Raw genomic sequence first — 14,551 nt, 5'->3', positions numbered from 1 at the left:
TTTATGAATCGGGAATGCGATAGATAAAGGCGCGAAAATCGGGCGTCGGGCTAGCATAGAGCAATTCAAACCCATCAATCACCATGCCAGGCTGGTTGCTATGATCCATCAACGGTGCCAGCAAGCGTCCGGCATCACCCTTTACCCGCATCTGATTTTCGAGTACCAAATAGCGCGCACCGTAATGACGAGCAATCTGGAGCAACAAAGCCCGATCATCGGTATTCGGAATCATGACTGCCGGCCGCTCGGTATGCCAATTAACCTGCCACGGCAAGCGGGTCATAATCACCGCATCAGGCGGCGTATTGGCCTGCACCCATTCGTAGGCAGCGAGGTCTTGCTGCCAAATACGCGGTTCGTTCCGTATTTTGTCGTCAATATCGGCCTGCGATCCGGCCACAATGGTTCCAATCGCTACCAACGCCAACACCAGCCCCAGCGGTGCCCAACGCCGATCGCCGATTGCCGCCAACCGGTCGTAACCGGCCCAGATCATCCACGCCGCCAAAAGTGCCAGCCACGGAATGATCATCACCCAGTACCGTTCTTCGTTGGTACGCCAGTAGGTGAGCATGAAGGCAATGTACGGTGTGTAGGCAAAGAGCATGAGGCTCAACCATTGCCGTCGGAAGACCACCGCAGCAAACACACCGGCCAGCGCTAACCACGCACCTAGCGGGGTGAGAATATTTTTGCGCGCGTCATGACTAAACAGTACCGCCAACGGTTCCGGCAACCCCGGCCACGCCGGCATCAGATACGCCCGTAACTCGCGCACCTGCGTCATAAACTTGGTCAGCGTGGCATCGAACCCCCAGCGCAAGATCCAACTGCGGTCAGGCACTCCCGGTCCTCCCCATGCCGGGGCAAAGACGCGGTAAATTTCCGACCACGCATCGCCACTCACACCACGGTAATCCAGCACCCACGCATCGTGGCTTTCGGTGCTGTAGACCGGTTTGCCGAACAGGATCATGTTCCGCACCAAATAGGGCGAGAGGACAAGGAGCGCCAGCGCTGACCAGACCACCACCGGGGTCAACCGTGTGCGAAGCTGTTGCCAGCGTTGCGGCCAAGTTGGGAGAGTTCGTAGCTCGTGGGTGAGCAACGATAGTTGCCACAGACCCATACCCAGCGCAAACATAGCACCACTCGGTTTTTGCAACATCATTAGCCCGGTGGAAACGGCTGAAATGAGCAACCAACGCCACCGACGCGCCTGATCGGTATGGCTACGCAACAGAGCGGCCAGCGCTGCCATATTGAATACGACAAAGCCTAAATCGTTGGTCACGTAGATCGACAGGCGAAAAAAGAGATAGTTGGTCAGCACGAGAATGACCGCCGTTACCCCGACCCGCCGATCCCAGAGCCAGCTCCCAACCGCGTACATCAGCCCCACCAGGATGAGATCGAAGATAAAATTGGGAATCTTCGCCGCCCATGCCGTTGGACCGAACAGCGCAAAGAAGGGCACGATCCAGACCGGCTGCAACAACGGCCACGTCTCTTGCGGGCGCGTCAAACCTTCGTACACGGTGTAGAATTGGCTGACGTAATCGACCACCCACCCCCGCCCACGCACTAAATTACGGGCCACGATGGCATTATCGCTGTAATCGGCGTGTCCGACGTAGGGAAACGTAGCGGCGACCACTACCTCAAAGCCCAACCAGAGCAGGGTAAAGCCTACCAACACCACCCACGCACCTCGTCGGGCCGCAAACCAATCGACAATTGCATCGCTCAGACGCGGCAACCCGGCCCGGCCATAGGTTAACCCTAACGCCACCAATGCTGTCCCCAAGAGCGCCAGTAGGAGCGAATCAGGAAAGGTCTGCCAGAATAACCGCACGCCGATCACTGCTGACCAATTGATGGCGTGCAGGAGCACATAGCCAAAACAGAGCAAGGCAACACCGACCAGCCCATACCCAAGCGCCTGACCCTGGTTATAGCGCCGTACCAACATCTGGATTAAGGACACTAACGGTTGACGATAGGCAATCACCAGCAATACGAACAAACCGGTCATCGCCACCTGCAAGATCGCTGCCATCCAGATGCGTGCCAACGCCAAACCGATTGCTGCCGCACCGATACCCAGCGCGGCACCACCATAGACCAGCGGCGGACTCAGCCGCAACCGCGCTAACAGGATGTAGAGCAGCACAGCATTCCAACCGAGCAAGGCGACTGCCGGCCATGCAGGCGGCAAGAATAGCGCCGGCTCGCTCGCCGGCTCAATCCGCACCTCGGCCAGCCGTACCCCCTTCTGACGTGGATCACGACTATCGGCCAACGTCGCCGAGGTTTGCAATGTAATCGTCAGATCACCGGCGCGGTGCGCAATGCCCGGCACGGTGAACGTGTACGTCTCCCAACGTACCGACGGCGTAAACTCACCGACCGGCGTCTCATCGATCCAGACCGTCACCGTCGGTTGCCAACCGATCTCCGCCGGCCAACCCTGTGCGGTCAGTGTGACTTGCAGCGGTGAACCGGCGCCAACATTCGGCAACACCAACACCGCTCGTTCGCGTGTCCAACGTGACCGTCCGGTTGGCGAATCGGGGGTTAGCTCATCGGCGAACAACTCACCGCGCTGCACCGGAGCTGCTCCCAACCCCGGACTCACGCCGAAAAAGAGCCGATCACCGAGCCAACCGATTGCCACGCGGCCTTGTGGTGGCGCTTGATAGGCCATCGCCCCGGCCAACAGGGCGAGCGTCAGAATCAACACCAGCGCGCGCACCGTCGCCCAGACTACGTATCGGTCTCCGGTTACGTGCAGCTTCTCAATAACTGAACGATCGCTAACGGCCATAATACACCTTACCCGGTTGGCCTAATGCCGACGGCTATTATACCGCCAATTATGCTGAGCTATAGCTCACAGCAAAATGATGCACCGATGGGATGCACCGATTACACGAATGCAGATTTCTACTTGTCCGTGCTACAATATATTCATTGTTACAGGAGACAGTTATGAGCGATCAGAATATACTTGATCCAAAGACCACTGCTAGGACAATCAACCTAGTGGAAGACCAAAAAAGCCATCTGAGTCATATTGCCCAGCTTGCCGTGTTACGAGCTTTACAACGCTGTGTTCAAACGGTAGCCTCCGACATTGCCACATGTATCGGTCAGAAAAGTTTTGAAATTGTCTTGGTTCATCACCTTATCGATGAACATGACCGATTGTTGATCGAAACGGTGCGACAATTCGTTTCAAGACAACCCAGATCGAGAGAACCGGTAACCCGCCAACCAGACGTGCCGGTTCTAGGGACTAATTCGCTCGCGGCAATGATGAGTCCGGTTCCAGCGATGCTTGACAGTATTAGCAATAGTATTCAGGCGCTCGCTGCCGTTGCCGAGAACACGGCCAAACTTGTCGCTCTTTTGCGCAGCGATTACACACTCTACCCGACCAACACTACCATCGACCAAGCGACCCTCTATGCCGCGCTCGCCCACAGCCTCCTCGCTCAGCAGCAGCGTGTCTATACCTTCCCACCGCTTGAGGCAGATACCCAGCAGTTTCCTATTGAACATACACTGCGCGAAATTTTGTTAGAACTACTAAACAAATCAACACCCGATGATTCCAAAGAGAACGATGCTCATATTCTGAAGCAGCTCTTCAATCTCCTGATCACTTCGCAATCGGTCACTACACCACCGGCAGACACCTCAACCGAATCACTTCTCTTCCGCGTTCTCCTTGCCGAACGCCTCTTGAACAGTACCCAAAACGGTCAGCCACGCTTTCACCAACTTGCCGCACGAGTGACACAATCGGGTTGTGATCTGATCGCGAAGAAAAACTTTTTCAACTCAGGCTTCCTGATCTTTGTCGGTGGCTGTACGGTTGAATATACGCTGGCCACGCCAAACGGCAACGTTATTGCGGCAAATGTTGTTCAAAGTTCCGAGCAAGTCACGTTTAATCTCGGTTCTGGCAAACTGACCCATCGCCCGCTCACGCCTCCGTCGGGTTGAAGTGAACCGTTCAGTATATCGGCAGTTGCATTGCACCGCCAAGCCTGTTATCATCAGGCGCTATGATCTGGACAATCTCTGACCTCCATCTTTCGTTTGCCCGTCCTAAGCCGATGGACATTTTCGGTCCCGGTTGGAAAGATCATCCCGAACGGATCGCCCAAGCGTGGCGCAATCGGGTCGCCGCCGACGACTGGATTCTGATTGCCGGTGACATCTCGTGGGCAATGAAATTACCGGATGCACTGATCGATTTACAGTGGATCGACGCCTTGCCCGGCACAAAGGTATTGATCCGCGGGAATCACGACTACTGGTGCCCACGCAGTGTCAACTCGATCCGCCGCCATCTACCGCCGAGCCTGCGCCTGATCGGCGCCGATGCTCTCGATATCGGCGAGGCCGTGGTCTGTGGTACGCGCGGTTGGATTACCCCCGAAACTCCCGGCTTCAGTGAGAAGGATCAACCGATCTATCAGCGTGAACTGGGGCTATTAGCTCGCGCCCTCACCGCCGGACGCCATCTTGCCATCGGCAAGCCGCTGATCGTGATGATCCACTTCCCACCGTTTGTGAATCGCCAGCCGACCGAGTTCGCCCGTATGATCGCTGCCAGCGATGCGACGACATGCATTTACGGTCATTTGCACCGGCGGTACGATTGGGATAACGCGGTGCAAGGCCGAGTCGATGGGGTGTACTATCAATTGACGGCATGTGATTATCTGGGGTTTGGACCGGTAGCCGTCCGCGGGCTTGATTCGTAACGCCGCCACTCGAGCAGCGTTACGATAGAGCTTATAGGCGGTGAAACACGTCACGGATTTCGGTTAACAACCGCTCAACAATAGCCCGCATTTCACCAATGGCTACGTCGAGATTGTTGTCGGTTGGGGCCGCATCTTCGTTCGGCATCAGTAACCACAACACCAGGTAGATGATCACGCCAATTCCGTTCACCAACCCCAACCCGACAAAGATCAACCGCACAATAATCGGATCAATCCCAAAATAACGCGCTAACCCACCGGCTACTCCGGCCACCATACGCTCGGTCCGCACACGTAAGAGCCGTTGCGTTTGCGTGGTCATAGTACCTCCTCATATTCTATCAACTCTGACCTGGGTATATGACGATAGCGGTACGGTGCCGGTTGCGGCTTTCTGGTGTACTGTGCTGCAACATCTCGGAGCGGCGTTCCGGCAATCTAAATCAATAGAACCATTGTATACCAAACAATATAGCTGCCGTTTAGTACATATATGTATAGGTATCTCTGTGTTCTTTTCAGTAAAATTATCAATAGTAATACGATAAATTGTAGTATTTGATCATTATTACAAATCGATTACAATATCAGTATGATGATCGCATATCTGAATTTACGTTGACGACCAATCAATAATGACAAACACATCATCATCGATCACTTCAACCGGATATGTGGCGATCCGCAATCCAACCGGCGGCACAAGACTCTTACCGGTACGCACGTCGTATGTCCAACCGTGCCATGGACACGTGACCGTATGACCGATCAACACACCTGCCGACAGTGGCCCACCCTCGTGTCGGCAACTGTCGCTAAAAGCGTAAATCGTCCCGGCGACATTCGCTAACCCAATTGGTAAGCCATCGATCTCAACGTAACGCATCTGACCGGGGAGCAGCTCACTGCGATGACAAACTTTGAACCGTTCCATAACCATTCTTCCATTGACAGTCATCTTCTCGATCCGGTACAGTACAAACAACACGCTATAATAACCCTTATTAACACGTTTGGCTTTTCGCCTGTTGCCACAGTTTGAGGTGATCCTATGCCGCCGCTTGCAATTAATCAACGCCAACTGGAAACGCTGAGTCAGCTCCTTATTGCCGGCGGTCATCACGAAGTGGCCGATTTGCTTCAGTCATCGCTCGACCGCTTGATTGCCTTCTGGCCGGCTCAAGCCGGCGCCTTGCTCTATATCTCTCCCTACGGTGAGACGATTAAGGTCACCCGCGGTCAGCTCGACGCCGAAACGAATTCGTTGATCGAACAGGCACGTGAAGGGTTTGCTCGACGCGATGATAACGGCGAACCGATTGTTGGTTCGTACTCGATTGACGATAGTCGCGATCTGATCGAGTTGCCATTACAGAGTGGTGGTCAGGGGGTTGGGTTGCTCCATCTCGTGGTAAGTCGCACCGATCAACAATCCGGCAACCAACAGCCACTCGACGAAGAACTCCTCGTGCTGCTGGTGCGCGCCATCGGTGGCGAAGCCGATAAGATTGCGATGTTGCGGCGTGCCGAGCGAGATCTGCGGGAACTGCATTTACTCTACGAGATCGGGCAGTCGCTCGCCGTGAACCTTGATCTGAACAGCCTGCTCAACGATATCAAACTGCGGGCGCCGAAGGTGGTCGGAGCCGAACGATGTTCGATTTTCATTCTCGATGAAGAGACCAACGAGCTGGTACTGGAAATACCCGGTGAGCAGCGCCAGTATCGTATGCCGGCCGACCGCGGGATCGCCGGTTGGGTCGTGACCCATGGGGTCGGGCAGATCGTCAACGATGTTGAGCATGATCCACGCTGGTATGATGCGATCAGCCGTGAAGCCGATTTTGTGACCCGTTCTATCGTGTGTGTGCCGATGCGGGTGAAAGATCGGATCATCGGCGCAATGCAGTTGCTCAACAAGATTAATGGTCAACCGTTTAGCGAGCAGGATTTGCAACTGCTCACTACACTTGCTGCCCAAGCGGCTATTGCCATCGAAAATGCACGCCTGTACCAACGGTTAAAGGAAGAACGTGACCGGTTACTGCAAAAAGAAGCCGAGGTACGGCACGCAATCGCTCGCGATCTCCACGATGGCCCGACTCAGAGCATTGCCGCAATTGCGATGAATATCGAGTTTATTAAGCGTCTGTTTAAGGCAATGCCGGAACGTGTCCCCGCCGAACTCGATACGCTCGCCGAGTTAGTCCAAAAGACGACCCACGATATTCGTAACTTGCTCTTTGAGTTGCGACCACTTGGCCTCGAAACACAAGGTTTGTTAGTAACCCTCCAACAGTACGTTGAACGTTGGCGTGATCCCTCGGGTCACGATACGAAACTGCGGCTCGAAGCGCCGGCTCACGTGCCACGGCTCCCTCCTGAAATTGAGGGTGCCATCTTTATCATTTTGCAGGAAGCTATTAATAACGCCCGCAAGCATGCGCGCAGCGATTCGATCACGATTTATCTGTATGTCGAAGAGGATCATCTTGTGGCGAGTGTGCGTGACCGTGGGTGCGGATTTAACGTCGCTGCAGTGGAGAGTGGCTATACCAACCGCGGTAGCCTCGGTCTGCTCAATATGAAAGAGCGTGCTCGCCTCATCGGCGCCGATCTCCGCATTCGGAGCGAGATTGGGCAAGGAACGACGGTAGAGCTGCGGATCCCGCTCAATCAAACTCCGTAAAACGACGACGGAGCAGGTTTGATACCTGCCCCGCGTTTTCAACCTGTCCTCCTGCGTTATTGTACGGCGCGGGTAGCTAATGCATCCTTCACCAGGCCGGCAATATCGGTGGGCATGCGGGCAACCCGTACCCCAACGCTTTCCAGCGCTGCAATCTTCTCTTGTGCAGTGCCTTCGCCACCGCTGATAATCGCGCCGGCATGACCCATCCGCTTCCCGGGCGGGGCCGTCTGCCCGGCAATGAAGCCAACGACCGGCTTAGTTACGTGTGCTTTGATATACGCGGCAGCCTCTTGCTCGGCCGTACCACCAATCTCACCGATCAGCACAATCGCCTCGGTCTGCGGATCGGCTTCAAACATCGCCAGTACATCGATAAAGTTGGTTCCGATAATCGGATCACCTCCAATACCGACGATAGTGCTCTGACCGATTCCAATCCGGGTAAGTGCATCAACGGCCTCGTATGTCAAGGTGCCCGATTTGCTGACAATACCCACCGGCCCCGGCATTGCGATGTTCCCCGGAATGATCCCAACTTTGGCTGCGCCCGGCGTGAGTAGCCCAGGACAATTCGGCCCGATCAGCCGCACACCACACTCTTGGACAAACGCATAGGTGCTGACCATATCAAGCGCCGGTATCCCTTCGGTAATGCAGACAATGAGGGGAATCCGCGCTGCCGCCGATTCCCGAATTGCATCAGGGGCAAACGGGGCCGGAACGTAAATCACCGCTGTGTTGGCTCCGGTCGCCGCAACGGCTTCCGACACCGTATTAAACACCGGCACTCGCCCATCAATCGCCATCTGGCCGCCTCGCCCCGGTACTACTCCGGCTACTACGTTCGTGCCGTAGTCAAGCATTTGACGGGTGTGAAATTCGCCCTCTTTGCCGGTAATGCCTTGTACCAACAACCGGGTGTTGGCATCGATCAAGATGCTCACGCACGCCTCCTTGGTAAAGCTGAACACGAGCTAGGTCACATGTACGTCACTATGCAACTATATCATCACTACTATGCAAACAATCGCTACCGTCGCAAAAGACGTTGCCTCGCTATGGCGCGCATTGTACCATGTCACTAACCTTCAGTACGCATCTTGCGCTGAGCGGTCTGAGGGCGTCCCTTCCGCTTCTTGGACAATTGTCACTCCTGCTGAGGTCCCGATTCGGTTTGCTCCGGCAGCAATCAGTGCCTGTGCTGCGGCTAGCGAGCGCACTCCTCCCGACGCCTTGACGCCAATCGTCGGCCCTACCGTCGCCCGCATCAGCGCAATATCAGCTACGGTTGCGCCACTCGGTCCAAAGCCGGTACTGGTCTTGACGAAATCGGCCCCGGCCCGTACTGCCAACAGACAAGCCATCACTTTTTCGCGATCGGTAAGGAGGCCGGTTTCGATGATCACCTTAACCAGGACTCCACTCGCGTGAGCTGCATCGGTGACCGCCCGAATATCGTCAGCTACGACATGATATTCCCGCCCACGTAATGCACCAATTGCCATCACCATATCAACTTCGCGCGCACCATGCCCAATTGCTTGCACCGTCTCAAACACTTTCACCTTCGTGGTGGTAGCGCCCAACGGAAAGCCGATGACGGTACCTACCCGCACCGGTGACCCTGCCAACGCGCGCGCACAACGTTCGACGTAACGCGGATTAACGCAGACACTGGCAAAACGATACCGTTCGGCTTCATTACAGAGGCGATCAATCTGATCGACCGTTGCTTCAGGCTTTAAGAGTGTATGATCGATGAAGCTGGCAATAGGTATGTCTGAAGCAGGTGGTGGCTGGTACGGCAACGGCGTACCGGTTGGTAAGCCGACGAGTGCATCGACTTGCGCACGCACCTGCGCGATCAGGTCTTCCACGACAAGGCTCCTCTTGACGGATAACTCATTGATCCGGCATTATTCACGTTGCTATTGTAGCACAGCCGGTCAAGGTATTCGCTAAATCGCGATGATAGGCATATACCATGGAGCGGGTAATATGCAGTTTGATGTGATAGGGGTAGGTGTCGCAAGTTGGGATATTATTGGAGTTACGGCTACCCCACCGGTGATCGGGCAGAAGCAACCGTTAGCCGGATGGGCCGAGATGGGAGGTGGTCCGGTCGCTACAGCCCTAGTTACCCTCGCCCGCCTAGGATTACGGGTAGCATTGTTTAGCGCTGTCGGAGATGATCATTACGGCACTGCCATTCGCACCGAACTCCACCACTTCGGAGTTAACACGTCACTGATGGCGACCCGACACGGCTCATCACACGCGGCCATTGTGCTGGCCGAACCGGGTAGCGACCGCCGCACGGTCTGGTGGTACAACGAATCGACAGTCCTCGCCAATCTTGAATTTCCCATCGAACTTGCCACCCAGACCCGTGCCTTACTGGTTGATAGCCATCTGCCGGCAGCCCTGACCGCAGCCCAACACGTGCGTGCCGCCGGTGGGCGCATTATGATCGACGCCGAACGGGTTAATCCTACCGTTATCGAACTCCTCCCGCTGTGTGATGATATTGTTGTCTCGGCCAATTTTGCTCGTGCGTTGACCGGTTTGTCAGATTTGGAGATGGCAACTCGCGCGTTGGCCGAACGGTACGCACGGCTCGTTGTCGTCACTGCCGGTGAAGCGGGCAGTTGGGCGTGTAACGATGGTGAAGTGATATACACGCCGGCATTTCCAACTCAACCGATCGATACGACCGGCTGTGGCGACGTATTTCACGGTGCATTGCTGTTTGCACTGCTCCGCGGTGATCCATTACCGATAGCATTGCGATTTGCCAGTGCGGCTGCAGCCCTCAAGACGCGCGGTCTTGGTGGTCGCAGCGCTTTGCCAACCCTGGCTGAAATTGAGGCATTGGTGCGAAGTTAGAATGCTATTTGCCGGTGACGCATATGAATACTTTGCACCAAACCGACGGCGGCAAGTGTCGTGACCATAAAACTACCACCAGCCGAGACAAACGGCAACGGCAGACCGGTCACCGGTAGCAGACTCATATTCATGCCGAGGTTGATCAACGTATGACTGAAGAGCATGCCAAAAACGCCCAAGGCGATCAAACGCCCAAACTGATCACGTGCCTTAGCAGCGACTGTTAACGTCTGCCAAAGTAAGATGGCTAAAAAGACGATCAAGACAGTTCCACCGATAAAGCCTAATTCTTCACCGACGACGGCAAAAATGAAGTCGGTATGCTGTACCGGTACATAATTGCCTTGACTAAAGAGGCCACGTGTCAGACCAGCTCCGGTTAGCCCCCCGGCGCCGATCGCATTGAGCGCTTGAATGACGTTGTAGGCAGCATTAAAATCAACCGCCGCCGGATTGGTCAGCAGGTAGTAGAAGGTGCTAAGCCGGATCTGCTGATAGTCATCGAGAACGTAGTGCCAGGCTACCCATGCGAACGGAATAAACGCTGCAAACAATAATCCCAGTTGGCTCAGACGCATCCCACCACCCCAAGCGATGGCCAACCAAATACTCGCCATCACGAGGGAAGTTCCCAAATCGGGCTGCACAAACACCAGTGCCATCGGTACAGCGGCTATCACCAACCCACCGGCTTGCACCAACCAACTACCACCGCGGTCGGCGTAGCGTTGCCAGTAGGTAGCCAACGCGAGGATCAACACCAATTTGCTTAGCTCTGCCGGTTGAAACGTTCGTTCGCCGATCGCGATCCAACTTCGCGCACCTTCACTCACCCGACCGATGACCAATACTGCTGCCAGCAAGCACACGATGCCGATGTAGAGTGGACGAGCAAGGCTCGACAGCAGGCGATAGTCGAATACCATCATTGCGACCATCGCGATTAACCCGACGACGATGTAAATGAGCTGACGTTCAAAGATAGGGCGCAACGGTAAGCCATTACCGGCGACGGCATTCAAGGTGGCGCTATGTAGAGCCAAACCACCGAACACCAGCAAGACGACGACACTACCGATAATTGCCCAATCAACATCACGCCAACGTCGTGTGTCCACCGTTCACCTCAACCCGACTCAGCAGCGGACGTTCTACTGCCGCCGCTATGCGTGCAAGCTGATGCATCATCGCAGCAAAGCTGTCCGGTATAAGCGCCTGTATCCCATCACAGACTGCGTAGGCCGGATTATCGTGTACTTCGACGATCAATCCATCGGCGCCGGCTGCTATTGCGGCGCGCGCCATAGGAATGACAAGATCGGCCCGCCCACTCGCGTGTGATGGATCGACGATCACCGGTAGATGCGAGAGCTGTTTGATCAGTGGTACGACCCCCAAATCAAGGGTAAAGCGCAAACTGTCGTCGAAGGTACGAATGCCTCGCTCGCACAGCACGACGTTTGAATTCCCCTCGGCCAAAATGTATTCTGCCGCTAAGAGCAAATCTTTCACCGTGGCGGCAAATCCACGCTTCAGCAAGACAGGTCGCTGAGTGCGTCCAACTGCCCGCAACAGCGAATAATTTTGCATATTGCGCGCACCGATCTGCAACATGTCGGCATATTCAACCACCAACGGCAACGTCTCGGTATCCATGACCTCGGTCACCACCGGCAGACCGGTCAGTTCACGCGCTTCGGCTAATATGCGTAAGCCGGCTTCGCCTAAGCCCTGAAAAGAATACGGTGAGGTGCGCGGCTTGTACGCTCCACCGCGTAGCATGATCGCACCGGCCGCACGTACTGCCCGTGCAACGTTGAGGGTCTGTTCTCGACTTTCTACCGTACATGGACCGGCGATTACCGCAATACTGGCCCCACCGATCGGTACACCACTGACCTCCACCACCGTATCGAGTTCTTTAAACTCACGACTGACGCGCTTGTAGGGTGCGGTTACCCGTATCAACTGACTCACACCGGGCAACCGCTGCAACCGCCCGGCCTGCTCGATTGGGCCTTGGTTACCGGTAATCCCGATGGCAGTTCGGGTCGGGCCGGGCATTGGGTGTGGCGTAAACCCCATCGCCCGAATCTCGGCGCAAACAGCTTCGATCTGCTCCGCCGTCGCGTGTGCTTCCATTACGACAAGCATAGACAAGCTGGCGGTTGGCAGTAATCACGTGACCGTGCCAACCGCATTGCCGGACCTAAAGGTCCGTTCACCGTATACAACGCGATTACTCGTAGATCCAACCATCAAGGGTACGGTTCCAATCACCGATGAGTTCGTGGGGTTGAAAGAAAATGGCCGTTTCTCGTTCTCCACTCTCCGGCGAATCAGAGGCATGGATCAGATTTCGACCAATATCCACACCAAAATCGCCACGGATCGTACCCGGTGCTGCCTTCGCCGGATTAGTTGCGCCAACCATTGTTCGCACCAACTCGACTGTGCCCGGCTTCCCGGCTACAACAGCTACCACCACCGGCGCCGACGTGATGTATTTCACCAAACCTTCAAAGAAGCTCTTGCCCTCGTGCTCGGCATAGTGACGGCGAGCGAGCGCTTCATCAACTTGCATCAGCTTGAGACCTTGAAACTTCAGCCCGCGCTGTTCAAATCGGCTGATGATCGTTCCGATCAGCCCGCGCTGGACAGCATCAGGTTTTAAAATCAGTAATACGCGTTCCATGCATACCTCATGGCATCAAACAATGAATTCCGTTTCCGTTGGTCAGTATACCATATGCCGGATATTTCCCAACAATTGCCGCTACTACGTAAGCCGCCTGAGACGCAAAATATAAAGGCAACGCACAGCGTTGCCTTTGCCCCAAATCATCCAGCCTTCACACTTATTTAGATCGGCACTGCTTCACTAATTCGCTTTGCTGCACGACGCATCTCCATCTTCACCAACCCGAGATTGACGGTACGCTGCGTGATCACGACAAGGATCAAATCTTTTGCTTCAAGCAGTAAGATTGAACCATCTTTCGCATCGATAATCGAGTCGACGAGATTACCGACACCAAGCCGCCGGGTCGCTTTGTCGATTTCGCCGAAGACAGCCGCCGACATTGCGCCTAGTATCTCAGCATCTTCTTCATCGAGCAGCGTACTGGCGACAACCAGACCATCTTTGCCAACCAATAGGCTACCGATGACCCCATCGACCCGAATGAGATCTTCTACGATACGGCGCATGCTAAACCTTTCTTGTGGTGCCATCTTAGAGACTACTTTCGTCTAGAAAGAGACGGATCCCTGTTATTCAGCAAAAGTTACACTGTACGCGGCAATTGCCTCATCCAACCGACCTTGCCGCGAGTAGACATCGCCAAGCAACCGGTGTAGGTGACGGAGGACGGTCGTATCGTCAACAGTGTTGATCAGATCCTCCAACTCCTCGGCCATCCGCTCAAGCAGGGTATGCTGCTTGAGTAAGCGACGATAGACTACTGCCATCAATTCGGCCTGTCCGGTCTGCGCACAGAGTCGCGCAATAGTGAAGGCTAACGCATGATTAGTCGGATTCGCACTTAACTGCCGTAAATATTCATCGAGTTTTGCATTCCCCGTTGGGATGAAGTCTTCGGGCGCGCGGGGCCGAAGTGGTGCGCGCGCTGAGCGTCCCCGACCACTACTGGCTGCTTCACGGCGCGCAAAGCGGAGATCATCACGGGTTGGAGTAACACTGCGACGCTCTTCAGCCGACACCGCACGTGCAACCGGCTGTGGCTTGGGACGTTCACTTAAGGGCGGCAACACTACTCGTGCCGGCTCCGGCATCGTCGGCTCAGGTGGCGCCTGCCAAATATCGTCAAGCGCATCGAGTGGCTCAGGGACAAAGCCCATATCTTCCGGTTTTGGCACTGGCTGCGGCTCCTCAACCCGTGGCGCTGTACGTACAGCCTTTGCGACCGAAACAGTTTCCGCAATACTGAAATCGAACAAGTCATCTTCAGCCGTAGTCTCAGCAGGCTGCTCGGATTGTGTGCTGCGCTGCGCCGCCTCAAGCTGTGCAATCTCCTCCGGCGATAACCCCAGCTCTTCCAGCGAGAACGGTTGCAGCTCCGGCTCTGCAGGGGTTGCCGGCTCCCCACGCTGCGCCGCCTCAAGCTGTGCAATCTCCTCCGGCGATAACCCCAGCTCTTCCAGCGAGAACGGTTGCAGCTCCGGC

Annotated in this window: 13 protein-coding genes and 1 pseudogene; 4 read left to right on the top strand and 10 right to left on the bottom strand. The window is 55.3% G+C overall.

Annotated features, from left to right (window positions below):
* Nucleotide 1: 1 nt before the first annotated feature.
* Nucleotides 2–2,830, bottom strand: coding sequence for a glycosyltransferase family 39 protein (locus ACP5OT_RS14985; protein ID WP_424674817.1), 2,829 nt, complete (start codon nucleotides 2,828–2,830; stop codon nucleotides 2–4).
* 164 nt (nucleotides 2,831–2,994) lie between these two features.
* Here ACP5OT_RS14985 and ACP5OT_RS14980 point away from each other — a divergent pair, with 164 nt between their 5' ends.
* Together ACP5OT_RS14980 and ACP5OT_RS14975 are read left to right on the top strand one after the other, a co-directional pair.
* A complete protein-coding gene (locus tag ACP5OT_RS14980) occupies nucleotides 2,995–4,014 on the top strand; it encodes a hypothetical protein (RefSeq protein ID WP_424674818.1) in 1,020 nt (339 codons plus the stop codon).
* A 62-nt stretch (nucleotides 4,015–4,076) separates the two neighbouring features.
* The gene (locus ACP5OT_RS14975) at nucleotides 4,077–4,781 is read left to right on the top strand and encodes a metallophosphoesterase (protein ID WP_424674819.1); all 705 of its coding nucleotides are present in this window, start codon (nucleotides 4,077–4,079) and stop codon (nucleotides 4,779–4,781) included.
* A 31-nt stretch (nucleotides 4,782–4,812) separates the two neighbouring features.
* On the opposite strand, the gene ACP5OT_RS14970 is transcribed toward ACP5OT_RS14975, so the two are convergent.
* Nucleotides 4,813–5,106 (bottom strand): PspC domain-containing protein, encoded by a 294-nt coding sequence (locus tag ACP5OT_RS14970; RefSeq protein WP_424674820.1) that lies wholly within the window; start codon nucleotides 5,104–5,106, stop codon nucleotides 4,813–4,815.
* Nucleotides 5,107–5,397: 291 nt separating this feature from the next.
* Nucleotides 5,398–5,718 (bottom strand): Rieske (2Fe-2S) protein, encoded by a 321-nt coding sequence (locus tag ACP5OT_RS14965; protein ID WP_424674821.1) that lies wholly within the window; start codon nucleotides 5,716–5,718, stop codon nucleotides 5,398–5,400.
* 117 nt (nucleotides 5,719–5,835) lie between these two features.
* On the opposite strand from ACP5OT_RS14965, the gene ACP5OT_RS14960 reads away from it, so the two are divergent.
* Nucleotides 5,836–7,473 (top strand): GAF domain-containing protein, encoded by a 1,638-nt coding sequence (locus ACP5OT_RS14960; RefSeq protein WP_424674822.1) that lies wholly within the window; start codon nucleotides 5,836–5,838, stop codon nucleotides 7,471–7,473.
* Nucleotides 7,474–7,529: 56 nt separating this feature from the next.
* Here ACP5OT_RS14960 and sucD read toward each other — a convergent pair whose 3' ends face one another.
* Together sucD and deoC are read right to left on the bottom strand one after the other, a co-directional pair.
* Nucleotides 7,530–8,420 carry a succinate--CoA ligase subunit alpha gene (sucD, locus tag ACP5OT_RS14955; protein ID WP_424674823.1) on the bottom strand — a complete coding sequence of 297 codons (891 nt, stop codon included), beginning with the start codon at nucleotides 8,418–8,420 and terminating at the stop codon, nucleotides 7,530–7,532.
* A gap of 144 nt (nucleotides 8,421–8,564) precedes the next feature.
* Nucleotides 8,565–9,254, bottom strand: a complete 690-nt coding sequence (gene deoC / locus ACP5OT_RS14950; protein WP_428132596.1) for a deoxyribose-phosphate aldolase — start codon at nucleotides 9,252–9,254, stop codon at nucleotides 8,565–8,567.
* 220 nt (nucleotides 9,255–9,474) lie between these two features.
* On the opposite strand from deoC, the gene ACP5OT_RS14945 reads away from it, so the two are divergent.
* Nucleotides 9,475–10,362 carry a sugar kinase gene (locus ACP5OT_RS14945; protein ID WP_424674824.1) on the top strand — a complete coding sequence of 296 codons (888 nt, stop codon included), beginning with the start codon at nucleotides 9,475–9,477 and terminating at the stop codon, nucleotides 10,360–10,362.
* On the opposite strand, the gene ACP5OT_RS14940 is transcribed toward ACP5OT_RS14945, so the two are convergent.
* From ACP5OT_RS14940 to ACP5OT_RS14920, 5 genes and pseudogenes are all read right to left on the bottom strand, one after another.
* Nucleotides 10,359–11,483, bottom strand: coding sequence for an FtsW/RodA/SpoVE family cell cycle protein (locus tag ACP5OT_RS14940; protein WP_428132578.1), 1,125 nt, complete (start codon nucleotides 11,481–11,483; stop codon nucleotides 10,359–10,361). The two genes, ACP5OT_RS14945 and ACP5OT_RS14940, sit on opposite strands and share 4 nt — an antisense overlap.
* Nucleotides 11,461–12,519: a 3-deoxy-7-phosphoheptulonate synthase gene (gene aroF / locus ACP5OT_RS14935; protein WP_428132575.1), complete on the bottom strand. Its 1,059-nt coding sequence runs from the start codon at nucleotides 12,517–12,519 to the stop codon at nucleotides 11,461–11,463. Before aroF ends, ACP5OT_RS14940 begins: the two co-directional genes overlap by 23 nt.
* A gap of 85 nt (nucleotides 12,520–12,604) precedes the next feature.
* Nucleotides 12,605–13,060: a nucleoside-diphosphate kinase gene (gene ndk / locus ACP5OT_RS14930; protein WP_424674827.1), complete on the bottom strand. Its 456-nt coding sequence runs from the start codon at nucleotides 13,058–13,060 to the stop codon at nucleotides 12,605–12,607.
* Between the two features lie 167 nt (nucleotides 13,061–13,227).
* Complete coding sequence (locus tag ACP5OT_RS14925; protein ID WP_015941531.1) at nucleotides 13,228–13,575, bottom strand: roadblock/LC7 domain-containing protein; 348 nt, start codon at nucleotides 13,573–13,575, stop codon at nucleotides 13,228–13,230.
* Nucleotides 13,576–13,638: 63 nt separating this feature from the next.
* Nucleotides 13,639–14,551, bottom strand: a pseudogene (locus tag ACP5OT_RS14920) (tetratricopeptide repeat protein); the annotation flags it as partial.

It is taken from the genome of Chloroflexus sp. (genome assembly GCF_049970315.1).
In the GTDB taxonomy this organism is placed as follows: domain Bacteria; phylum Chloroflexota; class Chloroflexia; order Chloroflexales; family Chloroflexaceae; genus Chloroflexus.
This window is presented reverse-complemented; position numbering and strand designations above follow the sequence as displayed.

Excerpts from the sequence above, each read along its gene's own strand:
- ACP5OT_RS14965 (WP_424674821.1), bottom strand. The coding sequence starts at position 5,718 with ATGGAACGGTTCAAAGTTTGTCATCGCAGTGAGCTGCTCCCCGGTCAG.
- ACP5OT_RS14945 (WP_424674824.1), top strand. The coding sequence starts at position 9,475 with ATGCAGTTTGATGTGATAGGGGTAGGTGTCGCAAGTTGGGATATTATT.
- ndk (WP_424674827.1), bottom strand. The coding sequence starts at position 13,060 with ATGGAACGCGTATTACTGATTTTAAAACCTGATGCTGTCCAGCGCGGG.
- ACP5OT_RS14925 (WP_015941531.1), bottom strand. The coding sequence starts at position 13,575 with ATGCGCCGTATCGTAGAAGATCTCATTCGGGTCGATGGGGTCATCGGT.
- ACP5OT_RS14970 (WP_424674820.1), bottom strand. The coding sequence starts at position 5,106 with ATGACCACGCAAACGCAACGGCTCTTACGTGTGCGGACCGAGCGTATG.
- ACP5OT_RS14975 (WP_424674819.1), top strand. The coding sequence starts at position 4,077 with ATGATCTGGACAATCTCTGACCTCCATCTTTCGTTTGCCCGTCCTAAG.
- ACP5OT_RS14960 (WP_424674822.1), top strand. The coding sequence starts at position 5,836 with ATGCCGCCGCTTGCAATTAATCAACGCCAACTGGAAACGCTGAGTCAG.
- aroF (WP_428132575.1), bottom strand. The coding sequence starts at position 12,519 with ATGCTTGTCGTAATGGAAGCACACGCGACGGCGGAGCAGATCGAAGCT.
- ACP5OT_RS14985 (WP_424674817.1), bottom strand. The coding sequence starts at position 2,830 with ATGGCCGTTAGCGATCGTTCAGTTATTGAGAAGCTGCACGTAACCGGA.
- ACP5OT_RS14980 (WP_424674818.1), top strand. The coding sequence starts at position 2,995 with ATGAGCGATCAGAATATACTTGATCCAAAGACCACTGCTAGGACAATC.